Here is a 17509-nt window from a genome sequence, read left to right on the forward strand (position 1 = left end):
CAATGGATATTTTAACAACGTATAGCACGACGTTGATCTTGCTCGCCGCCGGTTTCGGCTTTTTTATGGCGTGGGGGATTGGTGCCAACGATGTCGCAAATGCGATGGGTACCTCGGTAGGTTCTAAAGCTTTAACCATCAAGCAAGCCATCATTGTAGCTATGATTTTTGAATTTGCTGGGGCTTACTTAGCTGGTGGTGAGGTTACCTCAACCATTCGTAAAGGTATTATCGACTCCGGTTATTTTGTCGATACACCAGAACTTTTGGTGTTTGGTATGATCGGCTCTTTGCTGGCAGCGGGAACCTGGCTACTTATCGCCTCTTGGGCCGGTTGGCCTGTATCAACCACTCATTCTATTATTGGCGCTATTGTTGGCTTCGCCGCAGTAGGTGTTGGCGTAGATTCAGTCTCTTGGGGCTCGGTGGTTGGTATTATCGGTAGTTGGGTTATTACCCCGATGATTGCCGGTTTAATTGCATACTTTGTATTCTTGAGTGCGCAAAAGCTTATCTTTGACCAAGAAAATCCGTTAGCTATGGCAAAACGCTATGTGCCTTTCTATATGGCTCTCACCGGCTTTATGATTTCGTTGGTGACGATCAAAAAAGGTTTAAAGCACGTTGGTATTGAAATGACCAGCACCGAAGGCTACTTAACGGCAATAGCCGTGGCAGTAGTGGTCGGGGTGCTAGGTAAAGTTGCCATTAGCCGCTTGAAATTTGATCCTGCTGCAGACCGCAACATGCATTACACCAACGTTGAGAAAGTCTTTGCGTTGTTAATGGTTGTTACTGCCTGTGCTATGGCCTTTGCCCACGGCTCAAACGATGTAGCCAATGCTATTGGTCCTGTTGCTGCAGTAGTAAGTATTGTTTCTAGTGGTGGCGAGATCTCCTCAAAAGCTGCATTAGCTTGGTGGGTGCTGCCGGTAGGTGCTGTAGGTATCGTGCTAGGCTTGGCCATGCTGGGGCGCCGTGTTATTGCGACTATTGGTAAAGGGATTACCCATTTAACCCCAAGTCGTGGCTTTGCGGCTGAGTTAGCTGCAGCTACCACCGTGGTCATCGCATCGGGTACTGGCTTACCTATTTCTACTACGCAAACTTTAGTTGGCGCAGTATTAGGGGTAGGCATGGCGCGTGGTATTGCGGCACTTAATTTAGGTGTGGTGCGCAATATCGTGGTGTCATGGGTAGTGACGCTACCTGCTGGTGCTATTATGTCGATTATTTTCTTCTATATTATTAAAGCTGCATTCGGCGCTTAATACTATTTTGAAAATAAACTGATAATCAGGTGATCTAATTGAATTGCCGTGAGCGTAATTAAAGCAACCGGTCTTGTATCGGTTGTCATCTCGTTTTAGCGCATCCTTAGTGATGCGCTTTTTTTTGCCTTGTTTGCAATGGCTAATAGTTTGTCGTTCAGCCAAGGTTTGTGCGCGCTAAGTACCCGCCCGAGTTTTTTTTCTGCGATAAAAACGTTAAAGTACGCGCAATCTTAAACCGCCGTTCTTGATTGACGACGTATCGCCAAGGGTTTGGCCTAACTTAAATAAGTAACAGCTATGAATGTAAAAGATTTTGCCTTTGAATTACCCGATGAGCTAATCGCACGCTATCCACAACCCGAACGCAGTGCCAGCCGTTTGTTATGTTTAGATGGTCCTACGGGGCAAGTGCAGCACCAGCAGTTCAAGCAGATTGTAGAGCAACTGCAAGCCGGAGATTTACTGGTTTTTAATGATACTCGAGTTATACCAGCACGGTTACTGGGCGAAAAAGTTTCGGGTGGCAAAGTTGAAGTCTTGGTTGAGCGCATTATCGATGAGCATCGAGCCTGGGTGCATTTGCGAAGTAATAGGTCACCGAAAGCGGGCGCACGAATGATTTTAGAAGGTGCGGTAGAAGTAGAAATGCTAGGGCGCAATGATGCCTTATTTGAATTGTACTTTCATACCGAGCAGCCGTTGTTAGAAGTGCTTGAGCAGTTCGGTCATATGCCCTTGCCACCTTATATTGATCGGCCTGACGAAGCCAGTGATAAAGAGCGCTATCAAACGGTCTACAATAAAAAACCAGGAGCGGTGGCGGCGCCTACGGCTGGCTTACATTTTGATGAGATCATATTGCAGCAACTACGTGCTAAGGGAGTCGAGTTTGCTTATGTGACTTTGCACGTTGGGGCCGGAACTTTTCAGCCAGTACGAGTAGACAATATCACTGAACACCATATGCATAGTGAGTATGCCGAAGTGCCAGAGCAAACAGTGGCAGCGATTGCTGCTACCCGCGCTCGTGGTGGCCGTGTGATTGCCGTAGGTACCACCTCGGTACGGTCCTTAGAATCGGCAGCGCAAGCAGCTAAACAAGCGGGTACAGAGTTAGCGCCATTTTTTGCGGATACGGACATTTTTATCTATCCAGGTTATGAATTCCAACTAGTAGACGCCATGATTACGAATTTTCATTTACCGGAATCGACCCTGATCATGTTGGTTTCGGCGTTTGCTGGGCAAGCTCAGGTGATGGCCGCTTACGCCGCAGCAGTAGCGGAAAAATATCGCTTCTTTAGCTACGGTGATGCAATGTTTGTGACCCGTCGCACCAGCTAAGGTATACTAAGCGCCTCGGACTGTTTTTCCGTGAACTACATAGATAGCGGTGATTAAATGAAATTTGAATTGTTAACAACCTCGGGCAAAGCGCGTCGTGGGCGTATGGTGTTTGAACGTGGCGTAGTGGAAACCCCAGCTTTTATGCCAGTAGGTACTGCCGGTACCGTTAAAGGTATGACCCCAGAAGAAGTTAAAGCAACAGGGGCTCAAATCTGTTTGGGTAATACCTTTCACTTAATGTTAAGACCAGGTACCTCAATCATCAAACAACATGGTGATTTGCACGATTTTATGAATTGGGACAAACCGATTCTGACCGATTCTGGCGGCTTTCAGGTATTTAGCTTAGGTGAATTGCGCAAAATTACTGAAGAAGGCGTTACCTTCCGTTCGCCCATTAACGGTGAGAAAATTTTGCTGACCCCAGAAAAATCGATGGAAGTACAGCGTGATCTAGGCTCGGATATTGTCATGATCTTTGACGAATGTACTCCGTACCCAGCTACTCAAGCCGAAGCCCGTTCTTCGATGGAGCTGTCATTGCGCTGGGCTGAGCGCTCAAAAGCTGCGCACGGTGATAATCCTTCGGCGTTATTTGGCATCATTCAAGGTGGTATGTACGAAGAGTTGCGTACCATTTCACTTGAGGGGCTTACTGATATCGGTTTTGATGGCTATGCCATTGGCGGGCTATCGGTTGGTGAGCCGAAAGAAGATATGATGCGGGTGTTAGATTATATTACTCCTGCGATGCCGATTGATAAGCCTCGTTATTTGATGGGTGTTGGTAAGCCTGAAGATTTAGTTGAAGCTGTTCGTCGTGGTGTCGACATGTTTGATTGCGTGATGCCAACCCGTAACGCTCGTAATGGTCATTTATTTATCAGTACCGGAGTGGTAAAAATTCGTAACGCAGTGCATCGCACCGATACCGGGCCATTAGACCCTGAGTGCGATTGCTACACCTGTAAGAATTATTCTCGCGCCTACTTGCATCATTTGGATCGTTCTAATGAAATGCTAGGCGGTCGTTTGAATACCATTCACAACCTGCATTTTTATCAAAAAGTAATGCAGGATTTACGTGATGCTATAGAAGCCGATCGGCTAGAAGAACACGTCGCTGAATTTTATGCTAAGCGTGGTCTACCTGTCCCAGAGCTCAAGTAAGTTGGTTTTGTAACCGCTTCTTGTAAGCTAAAAGAAAGCCCCGCCAGTGTCACCACTGCGGGGCTTTTTAGTTGGTGCTTCGCGCATCAAGCACTAGATAGCGCGCGCAATATCTAAGATATAAGGCTTGATACCGGCAAAGAAGAATTCAACAGCAATCAGCATCACAATCAGGCCCATCAATCGCATCAAAATCTTACTGCCACTGCGTCCGAGTTTTGCCATAAATTGACGCCCACTAGCTAGAACGAAAGCAGTGAGAATACAAACTGCAACGATAGCAGCGAATAAGCTAATGGTGTTGCTAGTTGCGGGACTTTCCTGAATAAATAGAATCACCATGGTAATGGCACCCGGGCCAGCAACCATGGGAATGCCGATTGGAGTTACCGCAACGTCAGAACCAAAATCAGCTTCGCTTTCACCATCAACGCGTTTAGGTACAGTGCGCCCACGCAACATTTCAAAGCCCATCACAAAGAATAAAATACCGCCGGCTACGCGCAATCCGTTAACAGATATATTAAAAAAGCTAAAAATAGCTTCGCCCACTAAGGCAAAAGTACAAAGTGCGATACAGGCTGTTATTGAAGCGCGCATGGCTACCCACCGAGCAGCCTTAGGTGTCATGGCTTCAGTTAAAGCAATATAAATGGGAATCGCCGCTATGGGATTGATCATGGTAAATAGCGAGGTAAACTGAAAGAGAAAGGTTTCTAGCATGGTGGCACTCCGGCAAATGGGTTGAGCTATTCTACCTGTTGCTCACAAAGTTAACAAAAAAATCATTCAATTCAGCAGGATTATCTTTGCTCCGACATTGTGTGTCGTAAGCTGATGGCATACTAACACGCAAGTCAGTTCTTTGGAGGTGGTAGGTTAAACTTCACCAGCTTTGTTCAGCCTTCGCTGATGAAACTACCACTTCCAATCCTCCCAAACGGTCAGCTGTGATTTAAATACCAGATAGGCTTTACATCGCGATCTTAACTCGCTACAATTCAGCACCAATTTTGATCATCGTGGTTATATTTTAACCAGTACCGATAACCAACAACCGAATTTTCATTGAGGTGAGATTTTAATGCCAGTTGTTAAAGTAAAAGAAAACGAGCCGTTTGACGTAGCTTTACGTCGTTTTAAGCGCTCTTGCGAGAAAGCAGGTGTATTGTCTGAAGTACGTAGCCGTGAATTCTACGAGAAGCCTACTTCAGAGCGTAAGCGCAAGAAAGCCGCTGCGGTTAAGCGTCACGCGAAGAAATTATCTCGCGAGAACGCACGTCGTACTCGTCTGTACTAAGTAACTGGTACCGTAGCGGCGCAGCCGACGGCGGTGTCACTACAGCACAGACCTCAAAAGCCGGATTGAGTCTTCTCAGTTCGGTTTTTTTGTGGGCGTCATTCTCGAAGCTCTAACATCTAGATAAAGTGATTCAACCGTTACAACGAGTTCGTAGTTGGGGTACACTGACGCCATGATCTGAACTACCTCCACAGCAATGGTGTGCAGTACTTTTTACCTACTATGCTGTGCTTTAGGTGATGCCCAAATGGAACCTTTATGGCTGGTCTGATTCCCAAAAGCTTTATCCATGATCTATTGGATCGCGCTGATATTGTCGAGATTGTCGATAGCCGAGTGCCACTTAAGCGGGCTGGTAGAAATTACCAGGCCTGTTGTCCCTTTCATAGTGAAAAAAGCCCCAGTTTTACGGTGGCTCCAGACAAACAGTTCTATCACTGTTTTGGCTGTGGTGAACACGGTAATGCCATTGATTTTTTGATGAAATTTGATGGTCTCGAGTTTCCTGAAGCGGTTGAAGAATTAGCTGGAATCATGGGGGTTGAAGTGCCTCGCGAAACCAGCGCTAATCCACAAGCTGATGCCCGCCAACGAGCGCAAGCCGCTGATGATTATCAGCAAATGGAACAGGCGGCAAAGTATTTTGCGCATCAGTTACGTCATCATGCCAAGAGTAGCCAAGTTATCGACTACTTGAAAGGTCGTGGTTTAAGCGGTGCTGTGGTGAAAGACTTTCAGATCGGTTATGCCCCTGATGGCTGGGATGGACTACTACTCAGTTTGGCGAAAAATCACAAAGATCGTCAGCAGCTATTTGATCTTAAATTAGTGAATCGTAATGAAAACCAGCGCTACTACGACTTTTTTCGGGACCGCATTATGTTTCCGATCCGCGATCGTCGTGGTCGGGTGGTCGGTTTTGGTGGACGGATCATCACGGGTGATGGCCCAAAATATTTGAACTCGCCAGAAACACGAATTTTTCATAAAGGACGCGAACTCTATGGCTTTTATGAAGCCAAGAAAGCGCACAAACAATTAGCTCAGGTGGTCATAGTTGAGGGTTATATGGATGTGGTTGCCTTGGCTCAAGCCGGAATCACTTACGCGGTAGCATCCCTCGGTACGGCCACAACAGCAGACCAGTTACAGCTGTTATTTCGTGCCACCACACAAGTCACCTGTTGTTATGACGGTGATAGAGCTGGCCGAGATGCTGCTTGGCGGGCACTGGAAAATGCACTGCCATTATTAAACGATGGCTTAGCGCTAAACTTTTTGTTTTTACCCGATGGTGAAGACCCCGACACTATTGTGCGTAAAGAGGGAGCGGAGGCATTTAGCGCACGCTTGCAACAAGCACAGAGCTTCATAGACTACTTTTTTAGTCACCTCACAGAAACTATTGATGTGAGTAGTGATGCCGGCAAATCAATGCTATTGAAGCAAGCAACACCGTTGATAGAAAGAGTAGCAAGCGAATTTTATCGGGAAGAATTACTGAATCGATTGGCACGTTTGTTACGCCGCGAAACCTCGCAGCTTAAACAACAAATAAAAGCACCTACCAGCCAACACCGCCGCCCCGAGCAGCTTAAAATGACGCCTATGCGGCGCGCTATCGGGTTATTGGTACAGCACCCGCAGCTAGGGCGAGAGATTCCTTTGCATAAAGAGCTGATTGAATTAAAGCAACCAGGTATTGAATTGTTATTAGCCCTGCATGAACAGACACAGCAGCAACAGTTAACTACTGCGCAGTTACTCGAGTTGTGGCGCGATCAGCCCGAAGAAAAAGCATTGCGACAATTAGCAAGTTGGGAACATCACCTAGATGAAGAGCACGTTGCGCAAGAATTCTTTGATACCTTTCTCTATTTTATTGATCAATATATGGAACAGCGTGCTAGTGAGTTACTGGCCAAAGAGCAACAAGCACCGCTAAGCAAAGAAGAAAAGCAAGAGTACATGGTGTTATTGCAATACCGTTCGGATCGTGGAAAACGCTAATAAGTGGTGGAATAGCCTATTCCATGGCTCTTGATTTTAAACAAAAACGATGAAAAACAAAATGTTATTAGAGTTGGCACAAGCTTTGCTTTAGTTATCAAGTCAGTTTGACTTACTCACTTTATTAATAAAAAACAGATTACTAGGAGATGTTATGAGATCTTTTGTGGCACCTAAGCAGGTCGTTGCTTTGATGACTGTCGCGGCACTAAGCCTTGGTTTAAGTGGTTGTATTATCGTGACTGAAACCGAGCACCGGCAAAGCTCATCTGAAGTTGCAGATAAAGAGCAGCGCAATCGCCAGATTATTGCTTCATTGCAAGAAAGTACCAGCGTGGCTACCGTAGAAGCTGAGCTAGGTGTACCGGAATTTTCAGATCTAGTCACTCGTGATGGTAAGCGCTATCGAGTCCTTTACTATCGTACTCAACGGGTTCATGCCGATGGTAATACCACCCGCGATGAGTGCACTCCACTGGTATTTAAAGATGGCCAATTAATAGGCACTGGGGAACTCGCTGTCGCACAAATCCCCACAAACAACTGATTAATTTCTGGCTCAAAACGACAGTATCTGCTACAATTTCCGGTCTTGAATTTTACACCTCACGCACTTATTTAATTAAGGTAGTGGTCATACATTAATTAAGTCGCCGAAGTGAAGACCGGTTACTTTTCTATTTAATAACAGGTGGTAGATCTGTATGCAGCAGAGTCGTCAATCACAACTCAGACTTCTTATTGCCAAAGGCAAAGAGCAAGGGTATCTCACTTTTTCAGAAGTGAATGATCACCTTCCTTCTGAGATCGTTGATTCGGATCAAATCGAAGACATCATCGGCATGATCAATGATATGGGTATTCAGGTGTTCGAAAGTGCCCCTGATGCCGATGAATTGATGATGAGCGAAGATACCGCCGACGAAGATGCGGCAGAGGCTGCTGCGCAAGCTTTAGCAAGCGTTGACGGCGAGCTTGGTCGCACCACTGACCCCGTACGTATGTACATGCGTGAGATGGGTACCGTTGAGCTGTTAACTCGTGAAGGCGAGATTGACATTGCTAAGCGTATTGAAGATGGGATTAACCAAGTTCAGTGCTCAGTAGCAGAATATCCTGAAGCCATCAACTTCTTGCTAGAGCAATGGGATTCGTGTGAAGCGGAAGAAATGCGCTTAACCGATATTATCTCTGGTTTTATCGATCCTAACGAAGTGGATGCAGCGCCGGTTAGTGCTACTCACATCGGCTCAGAATTAAGCGAAGACGAGCTTGAAGACGATGATGATGATGCCGATGAAGACGACGATAGCGATGACGATAGCTCTGATAGCGGTATAGATCCTGAGTTTGCTCGTCAAAAGTTTGCCGAATTACGTGAACAGTACGAAAAAACTCGTACTGCTATCAGCAAGCATGGTCGTGAGCACGCCAAGGCCCGCACTGAAATTGAAGCCTTAAGTGAATTGTTTAAGCAGTTCCGCTTAGTACCTAAGCAGTTTGATCGCTTAGTTAAAGACATGCGTGACATGATGCATCGAGTGCGAGTGCAAGAGCGCTTGATCATGAAGATGTGTGTAGAGCAAGCGGCTATGCCAAAACGCTCATTCATGAAGGTTTTTGCCGGTAACGAAAATAGTACCAGCTGGTTAACAGCAGCGATTGCAGAAGGTGAGGCCTACTCGGCCGTCTTACAAGAGCTACAACCAGAGGTAGAACGTTGTATTCATAAGTTAGCCGAAGTTGAAGTTGAAACTGGGTTAACTATTGCCAAAGTAAAAGATATTAATCGTCGCATGTCGATTGGCGAAGCCAAAGCGCGTCGTGCTAAAAAGGAAATGGTTGAAGCTAACTTACGTTTGGTTATTTCCATCGCGAAAAAATACACCAACCGCGGTTTGCAGTTCCTTGATCTCATTCAGGAAGGGAACATCGGTTTGATGAAGGCCGTTGACAAGTTTGAATATCGCCGTGGTTATAAGTTCTCAACTTACGCTACATGGTGGATTCGTCAGGCGATTACTCGTTCAATTGCTGACCAAGCCCGTACCATCCGTATTCCTGTGCATATGATTGAGACTATCAATAAACTCAATCGTATTTCACGTCAAATGTTGCAAGAGATGGGGCGTGAGCCAAGTCCGGAAGAGCTTGCCGAACGTATGGTGATGCCTGAGGATAAGATTCGCAAAGTTCTGAAAATTGCGAAAGAGCCGATCTCAATGGAAACTCCTATCGGTGATGATGAAGATTCACATTTAGGTGATTTCATCGAGGATACTACCCTTGATTTACCAGTGGACTCGGCTACTTCAGAAAGCTTACGTAATGCCGTTCGCGAGGTGCTAGGTGGTTTAACTCAGCGCGAAGCGAAAGTTCTACGGATGCGATTTGGGATTGATATGAATACCGATCATACCTTGGAAGAGGTAGGTAAGCAGTTTGACGTAACTCGTGAGAGGATTCGTCAAATAGAAGCTAAGGCGCTTCGTAAATTGCGTCATCCAAGTCGTTCAGAACAGTTGAAATCCTTCTTGGACGAATAACACGGAACGACTGAGATTTATATCGGTCATAAGAAGCTCTAGAGCTAGCTCTAGGGCTTTTTTTATTTTTGCGGCTAAATTTGTTAAAATAGCGGCAACTTCGCTGAAAAGGATGAATCATGATCGATATAGATCAGAGTAAAACCGTAACCCAGCAACCAGGACGCATTGTTGATGCGCACTTTCATATCTACAATGACGCGTTTCCTTTAATCGAGAATCAAGGTTTTTTGCCATCGCAGTTTTTGATTGAAGACTACCTGCATCGTACTAAGCATTTTAACATCGTAGGTGGGGTGATTGTCTCTGGCTCGGTGCAAGGTTTTGACCAGAGTTACTTGAAGGCCGCTTTAGCAGCCATGGGACCGAATTTTGTGGGTATCACTAATTTACCGAGTTCAGTCTCCGATGCCGAAATTTTGAAACTGCGTGAGCATCGTATTCGCGGTATCCGTGTTAATTTAAAACGTGGCGTGGTCAGTGGTTTAGATAATCTAGTAGATTTTGGGAAGAGGATATGGGATCTCGCTGGCTGGCATCTTGAAATGTATGTTGATAGCCGCGAACTCGATGAAGTGGTGCCGAAATTGATCAAATTGCCGAAGGCCTCGATAGACCATTTAGGTATGGCTCGGTCAGGTTTGTCGCAAGTGCAAAAGCTCGCCGAGCATGGGGTTAAGATTAAAGCGAGTGGTTTTGGTCGCACTGAAGTAGACGTAGCCAAAGCTGTTAAGGCTATTTATAGCGTTAATCCAGACAGTTTAATGTTTGGTACAGATTTGCCTTCAACCCGAGCAGAACGGCCATTTAATGTGCGCGATATTGAGACTGTGTGTGAAGCCCTAGGCGATACGAAAGCTATCGACAAAGTCTTTGCTCAAAACGCAGCTGATTTCTACCATTTAACCTTATAAAAAACTCGGCAAGGGTCATGACAAGCGGGTCGAAATTTCATATACTTGCGCCCGCTTTGTTAATCGCATAGGTTAACAACCATGTCTCGTATGGCCCCTTAGCTCAGTGGTTAGAGCAGCCGACTCATAATCGGTTGGTCCCCAGTTCAAATCTGGGAGGGGCCACCATCTTTAAAGCCTTTATGGCTGATGTTATCCGCGTACTTCAAATGCCCAGACTACTTTCGTACCGCGATCGTGCTGGCAACTTTGAGCCGCAACTAGTGAAGAAGCACCAGACCCAATTAACCTATGAGCTGGAACGCTCTATTGATTACGCACCCGACAGGATTTTAACGGTTATTGACAGCACTTAGCCGTTGCTCATCTTTTTTTCTTTGATAACTATCAAACAAGTCTATTCATTCGTGCAAAAAATCTCTAAAGTGTAGCCTCAATAAAGCGCAGTAAGCACTGCCATGCACATAATAAATACAATAATAAAGAGTTGATAGCTATGACGGTAATGACTGATAACCGCGGATCTTGGGGATCAAAAATAGGATTTATCTTTGCTGCAGCGGGGTCTGCGGTGGGCCTAGGCGCCATTTGGAAGTTTCCATACATTGCCGGCCAAAATGGTGGCGGGGTATTCTTATTGGTCTATTTGGCCTGCGTCTTTACCGTGGGTGCCGTGATGATGCTCTCGGAGATGATGATTGGCCGTCGCGCTAATAAATCAGCCACCTCAGCCTATCGAGCTTTAGGCGGCGGTTATTGGCATGTAGCAGGGTGGATCTCGGTACTCTGTGTCTTTTTGATTCTTGGCTTTTATTCAGTAGTCGGTGGTTGGACCATTGCTTACGTTTTTGAAGCCGTGCGAGGCGATGTACTGACAACTGACGGGGCTGCACTTGAAGCCGCCTTTGGACAATTTATTGGCGACCCTTTGCCTGCACTAGTTTATACCTTCTTATTCCTATCTATTACAGCTGGTATTGTTATTGCTGGGGTACAATCTGGTATCGAACGAATTTGTAAGATATTGATGCCAACGTTGTTTGTATTGATGTTGTTTTTGGTGGTGCGCAGTTTAACATTGCCCGGCGCTATTGACGGGTTACTCTATTTAATTACACCTGACTGGAGCAAACTGAGCATCCGGATGGTGTTAGACGCCCTCGGTTTGGCGGTATTCTCATTATCGGTAGGAGCTGGCTTAATGATAGCTTATGGCTCTTATTTAAATACAGAAACACGGGTGATCAACTCAGGCCTGTGGATTGCCTTTTTAGCTATCTTAGCATCGGTTTTAGCGGGCTTGATGATTTTGCCGGCGGTCTTTGCCTTTGACGTTGACCCGGCTGCGGGCCCCGGCTTAACTTTTATTACTATGCCAGCATTATTTGCACAGATGGCTGGTGGGCAGTTCCTTGCCATCATTTTCTTCTTATTGTTGTTATTTGCAGCAATCACCTCAGCTATTTCTATTCTAGAGCCGGTAGTGGCGTTTTTGATTGATGAATACAAGGTGTCGCGTAAGAAAGCCACTTTGTGGGTTGCGGCCGTTAATTTCATTTTACTTGGAGTGCCGGCGGCGTTGAGTTTTGGTGGCGCAGCAGATAACTTAAGTCTGTTTGGCAAAACACCTTTTGATTTAATGGATTTTATTGCATCGAATTTATTGATGCCTTTAGGTGGTATGTTAGCTGCAGTGTTTGTTGGCTGGCGTATTTGGCCGGTTATTCGAGCTGAGTTAGAAAAAGAATGCCCGAATTGGTGTATTAAATTATTCCGCTTTGTTGCTAGTATACTGTCGCCGGTACTCATTGCAGCTGTGGCTTATTTCTTGATTTTTTCTTAGCTTAGCAGCTAAGCGATAGCTCTATATGAGTTAACAAGGCCCTTAATCTAAATAGGTTAAGGGCTTTTTTTGTGGTGCTTTCTGTAACAACTTTTACAAATGGTTACCATGCGCACCTGTATGCCTTGTGGCCTAAATGCTACATTGTTGCGTAATCGTTAGCATCATCAGTAACCAAAAGGTTTGCTCCTATGTCTCGTGTGTTATTAGTCACCGTAAGTTCGCTAAGTATCCTAGCTAGTCAATTTTGGTTCAGTGCAGCTTCCGCTGTGCCTCGGGTTGATGGCCAAGCTGCCTCCACTGAAGCTGTTTCTATCTGCAAAAGTGGTGATTGTGATAAAGAGCTCTCGGAACTTGAGCGTTTGGCCCGAAAAGGTAGTGGCGATGCGGCAGCTGTCGTTGCTTTAGCTTATGCTAGTGGTGATGGGGTCGAGCAAGATCTCGGTAAAGCTAAAGAGTTTATCGAGCATGGTGTACGTAAACGGAATCCATTGGCGATGTTTGTGATGGCTGATTGGTATGCGCGTGGTTTTGTGTTACCACAAAATACTGAGCAAGCTCGGCAGTGGTTGGATCGAGCTGCAGAAAAAGGCTATGCGCCAGCCCAATATGATAAAGCCGTTAAGCTACTGGGCAGTACTGATAATGCCGAACAATTACAGGCATTACCGCTGTTACAAGCAGCTGCCGAGGCAAATTTAGTGAGTGCTATGTACGCATTAGCAAGATTGCAGCATACCGGTACTTTAGTTGAGCAAGATCTTCCTGCAGCGGCAGAGCTCTATGCAAAATTAGCGCGCACAGGCCATACGGAAGCGCGTAATCATTTAAAACAGGTGAACCAACAGCTACAAGGCACCGAACTGATGAATTCCGCTAAAGGTAAAAGCTTATTAGCGGCAGAACAAGCTATGGAACGTATTAGCGTCACAGCCGAAGCAAATCGTTATCGTAGTCAGTTAGGTCGTTTGATTGACCAGATTGATGCTTCTGGTAGCTATGATAATCGCTCCATTGGTTCACGCATTAACGGCGTAGGTTGTGGTGACACTGGTAGCCCTTGTGGTATTAGTAAACCTAGCCGTGGCCAAGGTAGCCTCAATGATGTGTTAACGGGCGGCCAAGGTAATAATTAATGACGTGACTCGGCGCTGGTGGGTAATGCTGCCAGCGCTTTAGCTAAAGCCGGTTCAAAATTGCTAAACACCGAAGTAGCTCCTACTAAAGTAACAATCCCAGCTCGTTCAAGTTTCTTAAGCACCCGTTCATTAGCGCCCGAAATGAGTACTTGGGTATGTTGACGTTGAAAGCGCTGAATGACTTCTTCTAAGGTTTGTAGTGCCGTAATATCCATAAAGGGCACCCACTTAAACCGAAGGATCAATATATGTGGGCGTGCATGAATCGCGCCAAGGGTGCGCTCAAAGGTTTCTGCTGCAGCAAAAAAGAACGGTCCTTCAAGGGTATAAACTGAAATTCCTGGGGGTAATTCGGTTAATTGATGCTGCGCCAAAGCGGGTGCCAATTCTGGTTGAGTCTCAGCTTTCACTTCCACACTGCTAGCCATGCGCCGCACAAAATGTAACATGGCAATGATGACTCCAATGTTCACAGCTACCACCAGATCTGCAAACACGGTGAGTGAGAACGTAATTAATAAAATGGCGATATCAGCGCGCGGAGCACGGCGCAGCATTTTAAGAAAGTGAGGAGCATCGCTCATGTTCCATGCCACTACAAACAAGATGGCACTGAGCGCTGCTAAAGGGATAGCATCTGCCAGTGGCGCTAACGCCAGCAAAATGATCACCAACACTAGGCCATGTACAACACCTGCAATCGGACTATTACCGCCGTTACGAATATTAGTTGCCGTACGGGCAATGGCACCCGTTGCAGCAATACCGCCAAACAAGGGAGCAATGATGTTAGCAGCACCTTGGCCCATCAATTCTTGGTTAGAGTGGTGCTTGGTTCCTGCCATGCCATCAGCTACAACCGCTGATAATAGAGATTCAATCGCACCCAACATGGCGATGGCAAATGCTGGCCCAATAAGTGTCACTATCTGGCTGAAACTTAACTGAGGCAAGCTAAATTCTGGTAACCCCTGCGGAATGCCACCAAAGGCGGAGCCAATAGTTCGTACGCTGGCAAAATTGAATATCAGCTGTAGCAGGGTAGCCAGCACCAGAGCGATTAAAGGTCCGGGAACTTTTCTTAAATATGGAATTTTGGGAGTCACCAGTACTGCTAGAAGTGCGGCAATCGCGATACCAGTGGTGGCTAGGTCAAGCTGAGGTAATTGCTGTAGCAAGCCCCAGATCTGTTGATGGAAATGTTCAGCAGATACAGCGGTCACCCCAAAAAACTCTTGCCACTGTCCTACAAAGATAATCACTGCAATGCCGCTGGTGAAACCAATAATCACTGGGTCCGGAATATAACGAATGATGCTACCGAGTTTAGCTGCTCCTAAGATGAGCAAGATCACACCAGCCATCATCGTGGCCACTTGTAAGCCAACGATGCCATGTTCAGCGACGATTCCAGCCAAAATAACAATAAAGGCCCCGGTAGGGCCTGCTATTTGTACCCGAGAACCACCGGCTAGGGAGACGATGATGCCGGCAATGATCGCGGTGTAGATACCTTGCTCGGGTTTAACTCCGCTAGCGATAGCAAAGGCCATCGCTAGCGGCAACGCCACAATACCAACAATAACCCCAGCCAGAATATTCTGTGGCCAATGTCTAGCTTGCAATAATCCGGCTTGGTAGGCCTCTTTGATCGCGAACATGGGGTATTCCTTTGGTTAATTCCCTTGCTGGCCTCAACTCAGTTTAGCAGCAGCAGCTGCGCGTGCGTTATGCAGTTTTTGATAACTTTCTAGGAGGCGTAAATGACGGTCTAACCCTTCTAATTGAGAATTAGTTGGGGTGAGGCCGTAAAAACGCACGGTGCCATCGACACTACCCACAACCGCAGCCATGGTTTCTTCACCAAACATGCGTTGTAGATTCGGTAAATAATCGGCCAGCTCTAACTCATCATCTAAGGTGATATCTAACACGGCACTTACAGCGCGATAAAAGAGACCGCGGGCCACGGTGTTGTCATTGTATTGCAAAAAGGCTTCAACCAAATCATACGCTTCTTCTGAACGGCCTAATGCTAAGTAGATCAAGATTTTTAGCTCTAAAATGGTTAATTGACCCCAGACCGTGTTTTCATCAAATTCAACCCCAATCAGGGTAATGATATCCATGTAGTTGTCTAATTGGCTTGCTTCTAAACGATCTACTAAATCCGTTAATTCAGCGTCACTTAAGCGGTGCAAATTTAGAATATCATGACGATAATCTAGCGCTTTATTGGTGTTGTCCCAAATTAAATCTTCAATGGGGTAAACTTCAGAATAACCGGGCACTAAGATGCGACAGACTGGAGCACCAAGATCGGTATGCACCGCCATGTACGCCTCTAGTCCTAATTCAGCTAAAATACCAAATAACGCTGTAACCTCTTCGCTATTGCTGCCAGAAAAATCCCATTCAACAAACTCGTAGTCACTGCGTGCACTGAAGAAGCGCCATGAAATGACCCCAGAAGAATCGATAAAATGCTCGACATAGTTATTGGGTTCAGTTACCGCCATCGAATTGAAGGTAGGAGGCATAAAGTCATTCAGGCCCTCAAAACTACGCCCTTGCAACAACTCGGTAAGGCTGCGTTCTAATGCCACATGCAAACTAGGATGGGCGCCAAAGGAGGCAAACACACCACCAGTGCGGGGGTTCATTAAGGTGACACACATGACCGGGAATTGTCCGCCCAGCGATGCATCTTTCACCAACACAGGAAAGCCTTGTGCTTCTAATGCTTGAATACCTTCAACAATCGCTGGATATTTAGCCAGCACTTCAGCGGGCACATCAGGTAGCGCAATTTCCTCTTCTATAATGTACTTTTTGACCGCCCGTTCAAAAATCTCAGATAAGCATTGTACTTGAGCTTCTGGTAACGTATTGCCGGCGCTCATACCATTACTTAGGTAGAGATTTTCAATTAAGTTTGAAGGGAAATAAACAGTCTCACCATCACTCTGGCGCACATAGGGCAGAGCACAGATACCACGATCACGGCGTCCTGAGTTTGTGTCAATTAGATGAGAACCAAGGAGTTCGTCATCTGGGTTATAAATCGTTAAGCAATACTCATCAAGTAGCCCTTCTGGCAACTCATCGTTTGGTCCTGGCTGAAACCATCGTTCATTGGGATAGTGCACAAAATCTGCGTTAGCAATGGTTTCACCAAAATATTGGTCGTTGTAAAAGAAGTTGCAATTCAGACGCTCAATAAATTCACCCAAGGCTGAGGCTAGGGCACTTTCTTTGGTGGCGCCTTTACCATTGGTAAAGCACATAGGAGAGGCTGCATCGCGAATATGTAACGACCAAACATGCGGTACTATATTGCGCCACGAGGCGATTTCTATTTTCATACCCAAATTAGCAAGGATCTGGGTCATATTCGCAATGGTTTGCTCTAAAGGTAGATCTTTACCTTCAATATAAGTCAGGCTGCCACCCTCTGGGGCACCCATTAATAAGGCTTGAGCATCTTCATCCAGATTCTCCACCACCTCAATTTGAAACTCAGGCCCAGTTTGCACTACTTTTTTGACGGTGCAACGATCGATAGAGCGTAAAATACCTTGGCGATCTTTGTCTGAGATATCTTCTGGTAGCTCAACTTGGATTTTAAAAATTTGGTTGTAGCGATTCTCAGGGTCAACAATATTGTTCTGTGATAAACGAATGTTATCGGTCGGAATATTGCGGGATAGGCAATAAACTTTCACAAAATAGGCAGCGCACATGGCTGAAGAGGCAAGAAAATAATCAAAGGGGCTAGGAGCTGAACCATCACCTTTGTACCGTATCGGTTGATCGGTCACTACGGTGAAGTCATCAAACTTCGCCTCAAGCCGTAAGTTATCGAGAAAGTTAACTTTAATTTCCATGGGTAGCCACCTAACCAACAAAAGAATGTATTTAGGTGGCTATTATCCCTTATTTAGCAAGTTTTGCTATGTTCAA

The 17509-nt window shown here is 45.9% G+C and carries 13 protein-coding genes and 1 tRNA gene; 11 read left to right on the forward strand and 3 right to left on the reverse strand.

Annotated elements, in window-relative coordinates; all coding sequences use genetic code 11:
* Nucleotides 1–2 precede the first annotated feature (2 nt).
* From NOG12_RS06915 to tgt, 3 genes are all read left to right on the forward strand, one after another.
* On the forward strand, nucleotides 3–1271 hold the full coding sequence (locus NOG12_RS06915) for an inorganic phosphate transporter (RefSeq protein ID WP_313932803.1): 1269 nt from the start codon (nucleotides 3–5) through the stop codon (nucleotides 1269–1271).
* Nucleotides 1272–1571: 300 nt separating this feature from the next.
* Nucleotides 1572–2618 (forward strand): tRNA preQ1(34) S-adenosylmethionine ribosyltransferase-isomerase QueA, encoded by a 1047-nt coding sequence (gene queA, locus NOG12_RS06920; protein ID WP_313932804.1) that lies wholly within the window; start codon nucleotides 1572–1574, stop codon nucleotides 2616–2618.
* 57 nt (nucleotides 2619–2675) lie between these two features.
* Nucleotides 2676–3791 carry a tRNA guanosine(34) transglycosylase Tgt gene (tgt, locus tag NOG12_RS06925; RefSeq protein WP_110075849.1) on the forward strand — a complete coding sequence of 372 codons (1116 nt, stop codon included), beginning with the start codon at nucleotides 2676–2678 and terminating at the stop codon, nucleotides 3789–3791.
* Between the two features lie 93 nt (nucleotides 3792–3884).
* Here tgt and NOG12_RS06930 read toward each other — a convergent pair whose 3' ends face one another.
* Nucleotides 3885–4514, reverse strand: coding sequence for a MarC family protein (locus tag NOG12_RS06930; protein WP_110075848.1), 630 nt, complete (start codon nucleotides 4512–4514; stop codon nucleotides 3885–3887).
* Between the two features lie 361 nt (nucleotides 4515–4875).
* Here NOG12_RS06930 and rpsU point away from each other — a divergent pair, with 361 nt between their 5' ends.
* The 8 genes from rpsU (at nucleotide 4876) to NOG12_RS06970 (ending at nucleotide 13543) form a co-directional block, all read left to right on the forward strand.
* Nucleotides 4876–5091, forward strand: coding sequence for a 30S ribosomal protein S21 (gene rpsU / locus NOG12_RS06935; protein ID WP_110075847.1), 216 nt, complete (start codon nucleotides 4876–4878; stop codon nucleotides 5089–5091).
* Nucleotides 5092–5352: 261 nt separating this feature from the next.
* Nucleotides 5353–7104 carry a DNA primase gene (gene dnaG, locus NOG12_RS06940; protein ID WP_110075846.1) on the forward strand — a complete coding sequence of 584 codons (1752 nt, stop codon included), beginning with the start codon at nucleotides 5353–5355 and terminating at the stop codon, nucleotides 7102–7104.
* 154 nt (nucleotides 7105–7258) lie between these two features.
* Nucleotides 7259–7651, forward strand: coding sequence for a DUF3192 domain-containing protein (locus tag NOG12_RS06945; protein ID WP_110075845.1), 393 nt, complete (start codon nucleotides 7259–7261; stop codon nucleotides 7649–7651).
* Nucleotides 7652–7808: 157 nt separating this feature from the next.
* The gene (gene rpoD, locus NOG12_RS06950) at nucleotides 7809–9650 is read left to right on the forward strand and encodes an RNA polymerase sigma factor RpoD (RefSeq protein WP_110075844.1); all 1842 of its coding nucleotides are present in this window, start codon (nucleotides 7809–7811) and stop codon (nucleotides 9648–9650) included.
* 119 nt (nucleotides 9651–9769) lie between these two features.
* Nucleotides 9770–10564 carry an amidohydrolase family protein gene (locus tag NOG12_RS06955; protein WP_110075843.1) on the forward strand — a complete coding sequence of 265 codons (795 nt, stop codon included), beginning with the start codon at nucleotides 9770–9772 and terminating at the stop codon, nucleotides 10562–10564.
* Between the two features lie 92 nt (nucleotides 10565–10656).
* Nucleotides 10657–10732: transfer RNA gene (locus NOG12_RS06960), tRNA-Ile, on the forward strand.
* 328 nt (nucleotides 10733–11060) lie between these two features.
* A complete protein-coding gene (locus NOG12_RS06965) occupies nucleotides 11061–12407 on the forward strand; it encodes a sodium-dependent transporter (protein ID WP_313932805.1) in 1347 nt (448 codons plus the stop codon).
* A 191-nt stretch (nucleotides 12408–12598) separates the two neighbouring features.
* Complete coding sequence (locus NOG12_RS06970; RefSeq protein WP_313932806.1) at nucleotides 12599–13543, forward strand: tetratricopeptide repeat protein; 945 nt, start codon at nucleotides 12599–12601, stop codon at nucleotides 13541–13543.
* On the opposite strand, the gene NOG12_RS06975 is transcribed toward NOG12_RS06970, so the two are convergent.
* A complete protein-coding gene (locus tag NOG12_RS06975; RefSeq protein ID WP_313932807.1) occupies nucleotides 13540–15207 on the reverse strand; it encodes a SulP family inorganic anion transporter in 1668 nt (555 codons plus the stop codon). The genes NOG12_RS06970 and NOG12_RS06975 overlap by 4 nt on opposite strands.
* A gap of 33 nt (nucleotides 15208–15240) precedes the next feature.
* Nucleotides 15241–17433, reverse strand: a complete 2193-nt coding sequence (locus tag NOG12_RS06980) for an OsmC domain/YcaO domain-containing protein (RefSeq protein WP_313932808.1) — start codon at nucleotides 17431–17433, stop codon at nucleotides 15241–15243.
* Nucleotides 17434–17509: the final 76 nt, after the last annotated feature.

It is taken from the genome of Pseudidiomarina fusca, assembly GCF_032227045.1.
Lineage (GTDB): Bacteria > Pseudomonadota > Gammaproteobacteria > Enterobacterales > Alteromonadaceae > Pseudidiomarina > Pseudidiomarina fusca.

What these genes read in the sequence shown, in the direction of transcription:
- NOG12_RS06915 (WP_313932803.1), top strand. Translation starts at nt 3, where the DNA reads ATGGATATTTTAACAACGTATAGCACGACGTTGATCTTGCTCGCCGCC.
- queA (WP_313932804.1), top strand. Translation starts at nt 1,572, where the DNA reads ATGAATGTAAAAGATTTTGCCTTTGAATTACCCGATGAGCTAATCGCA.
- tgt (WP_110075849.1), top strand. Translation starts at nt 2,676, where the DNA reads ATGAAATTTGAATTGTTAACAACCTCGGGCAAAGCGCGTCGTGGGCGT.
- NOG12_RS06930 (WP_110075848.1), bottom strand. Translation starts at nt 4,514, where the DNA reads ATGCTAGAAACCTTTCTCTTTCAGTTTACCTCGCTATTTACCATGATC.
- rpsU (WP_110075847.1), top strand. Translation starts at nt 4,876, where the DNA reads ATGCCAGTTGTTAAAGTAAAAGAAAACGAGCCGTTTGACGTAGCTTTA.
- dnaG (WP_110075846.1), top strand. Translation starts at nt 5,353, where the DNA reads ATGGCTGGTCTGATTCCCAAAAGCTTTATCCATGATCTATTGGATCGC.
- NOG12_RS06945 (WP_110075845.1), top strand. Translation starts at nt 7,259, where the DNA reads ATGAGATCTTTTGTGGCACCTAAGCAGGTCGTTGCTTTGATGACTGTC.
- rpoD (WP_110075844.1), top strand. Translation starts at nt 7,809, where the DNA reads ATGCAGCAGAGTCGTCAATCACAACTCAGACTTCTTATTGCCAAAGGC.
- NOG12_RS06955 (WP_110075843.1), top strand. Translation starts at nt 9,770, where the DNA reads ATGATCGATATAGATCAGAGTAAAACCGTAACCCAGCAACCAGGACGC.
- NOG12_RS06965 (WP_313932805.1), top strand. Translation starts at nt 11,061, where the DNA reads ATGACGGTAATGACTGATAACCGCGGATCTTGGGGATCAAAAATAGGA.
- NOG12_RS06970 (WP_313932806.1), top strand. Translation starts at nt 12,599, where the DNA reads ATGTCTCGTGTGTTATTAGTCACCGTAAGTTCGCTAAGTATCCTAGCT.
- NOG12_RS06975 (WP_313932807.1), bottom strand. Translation starts at nt 15,207, where the DNA reads ATGTTCGCGATCAAAGAGGCCTACCAAGCCGGATTATTGCAAGCTAGA.
- NOG12_RS06980 (WP_313932808.1), bottom strand. Translation starts at nt 17,433, where the DNA reads ATGGAAATTAAAGTTAACTTTCTCGATAACTTACGGCTTGAGGCGAAG.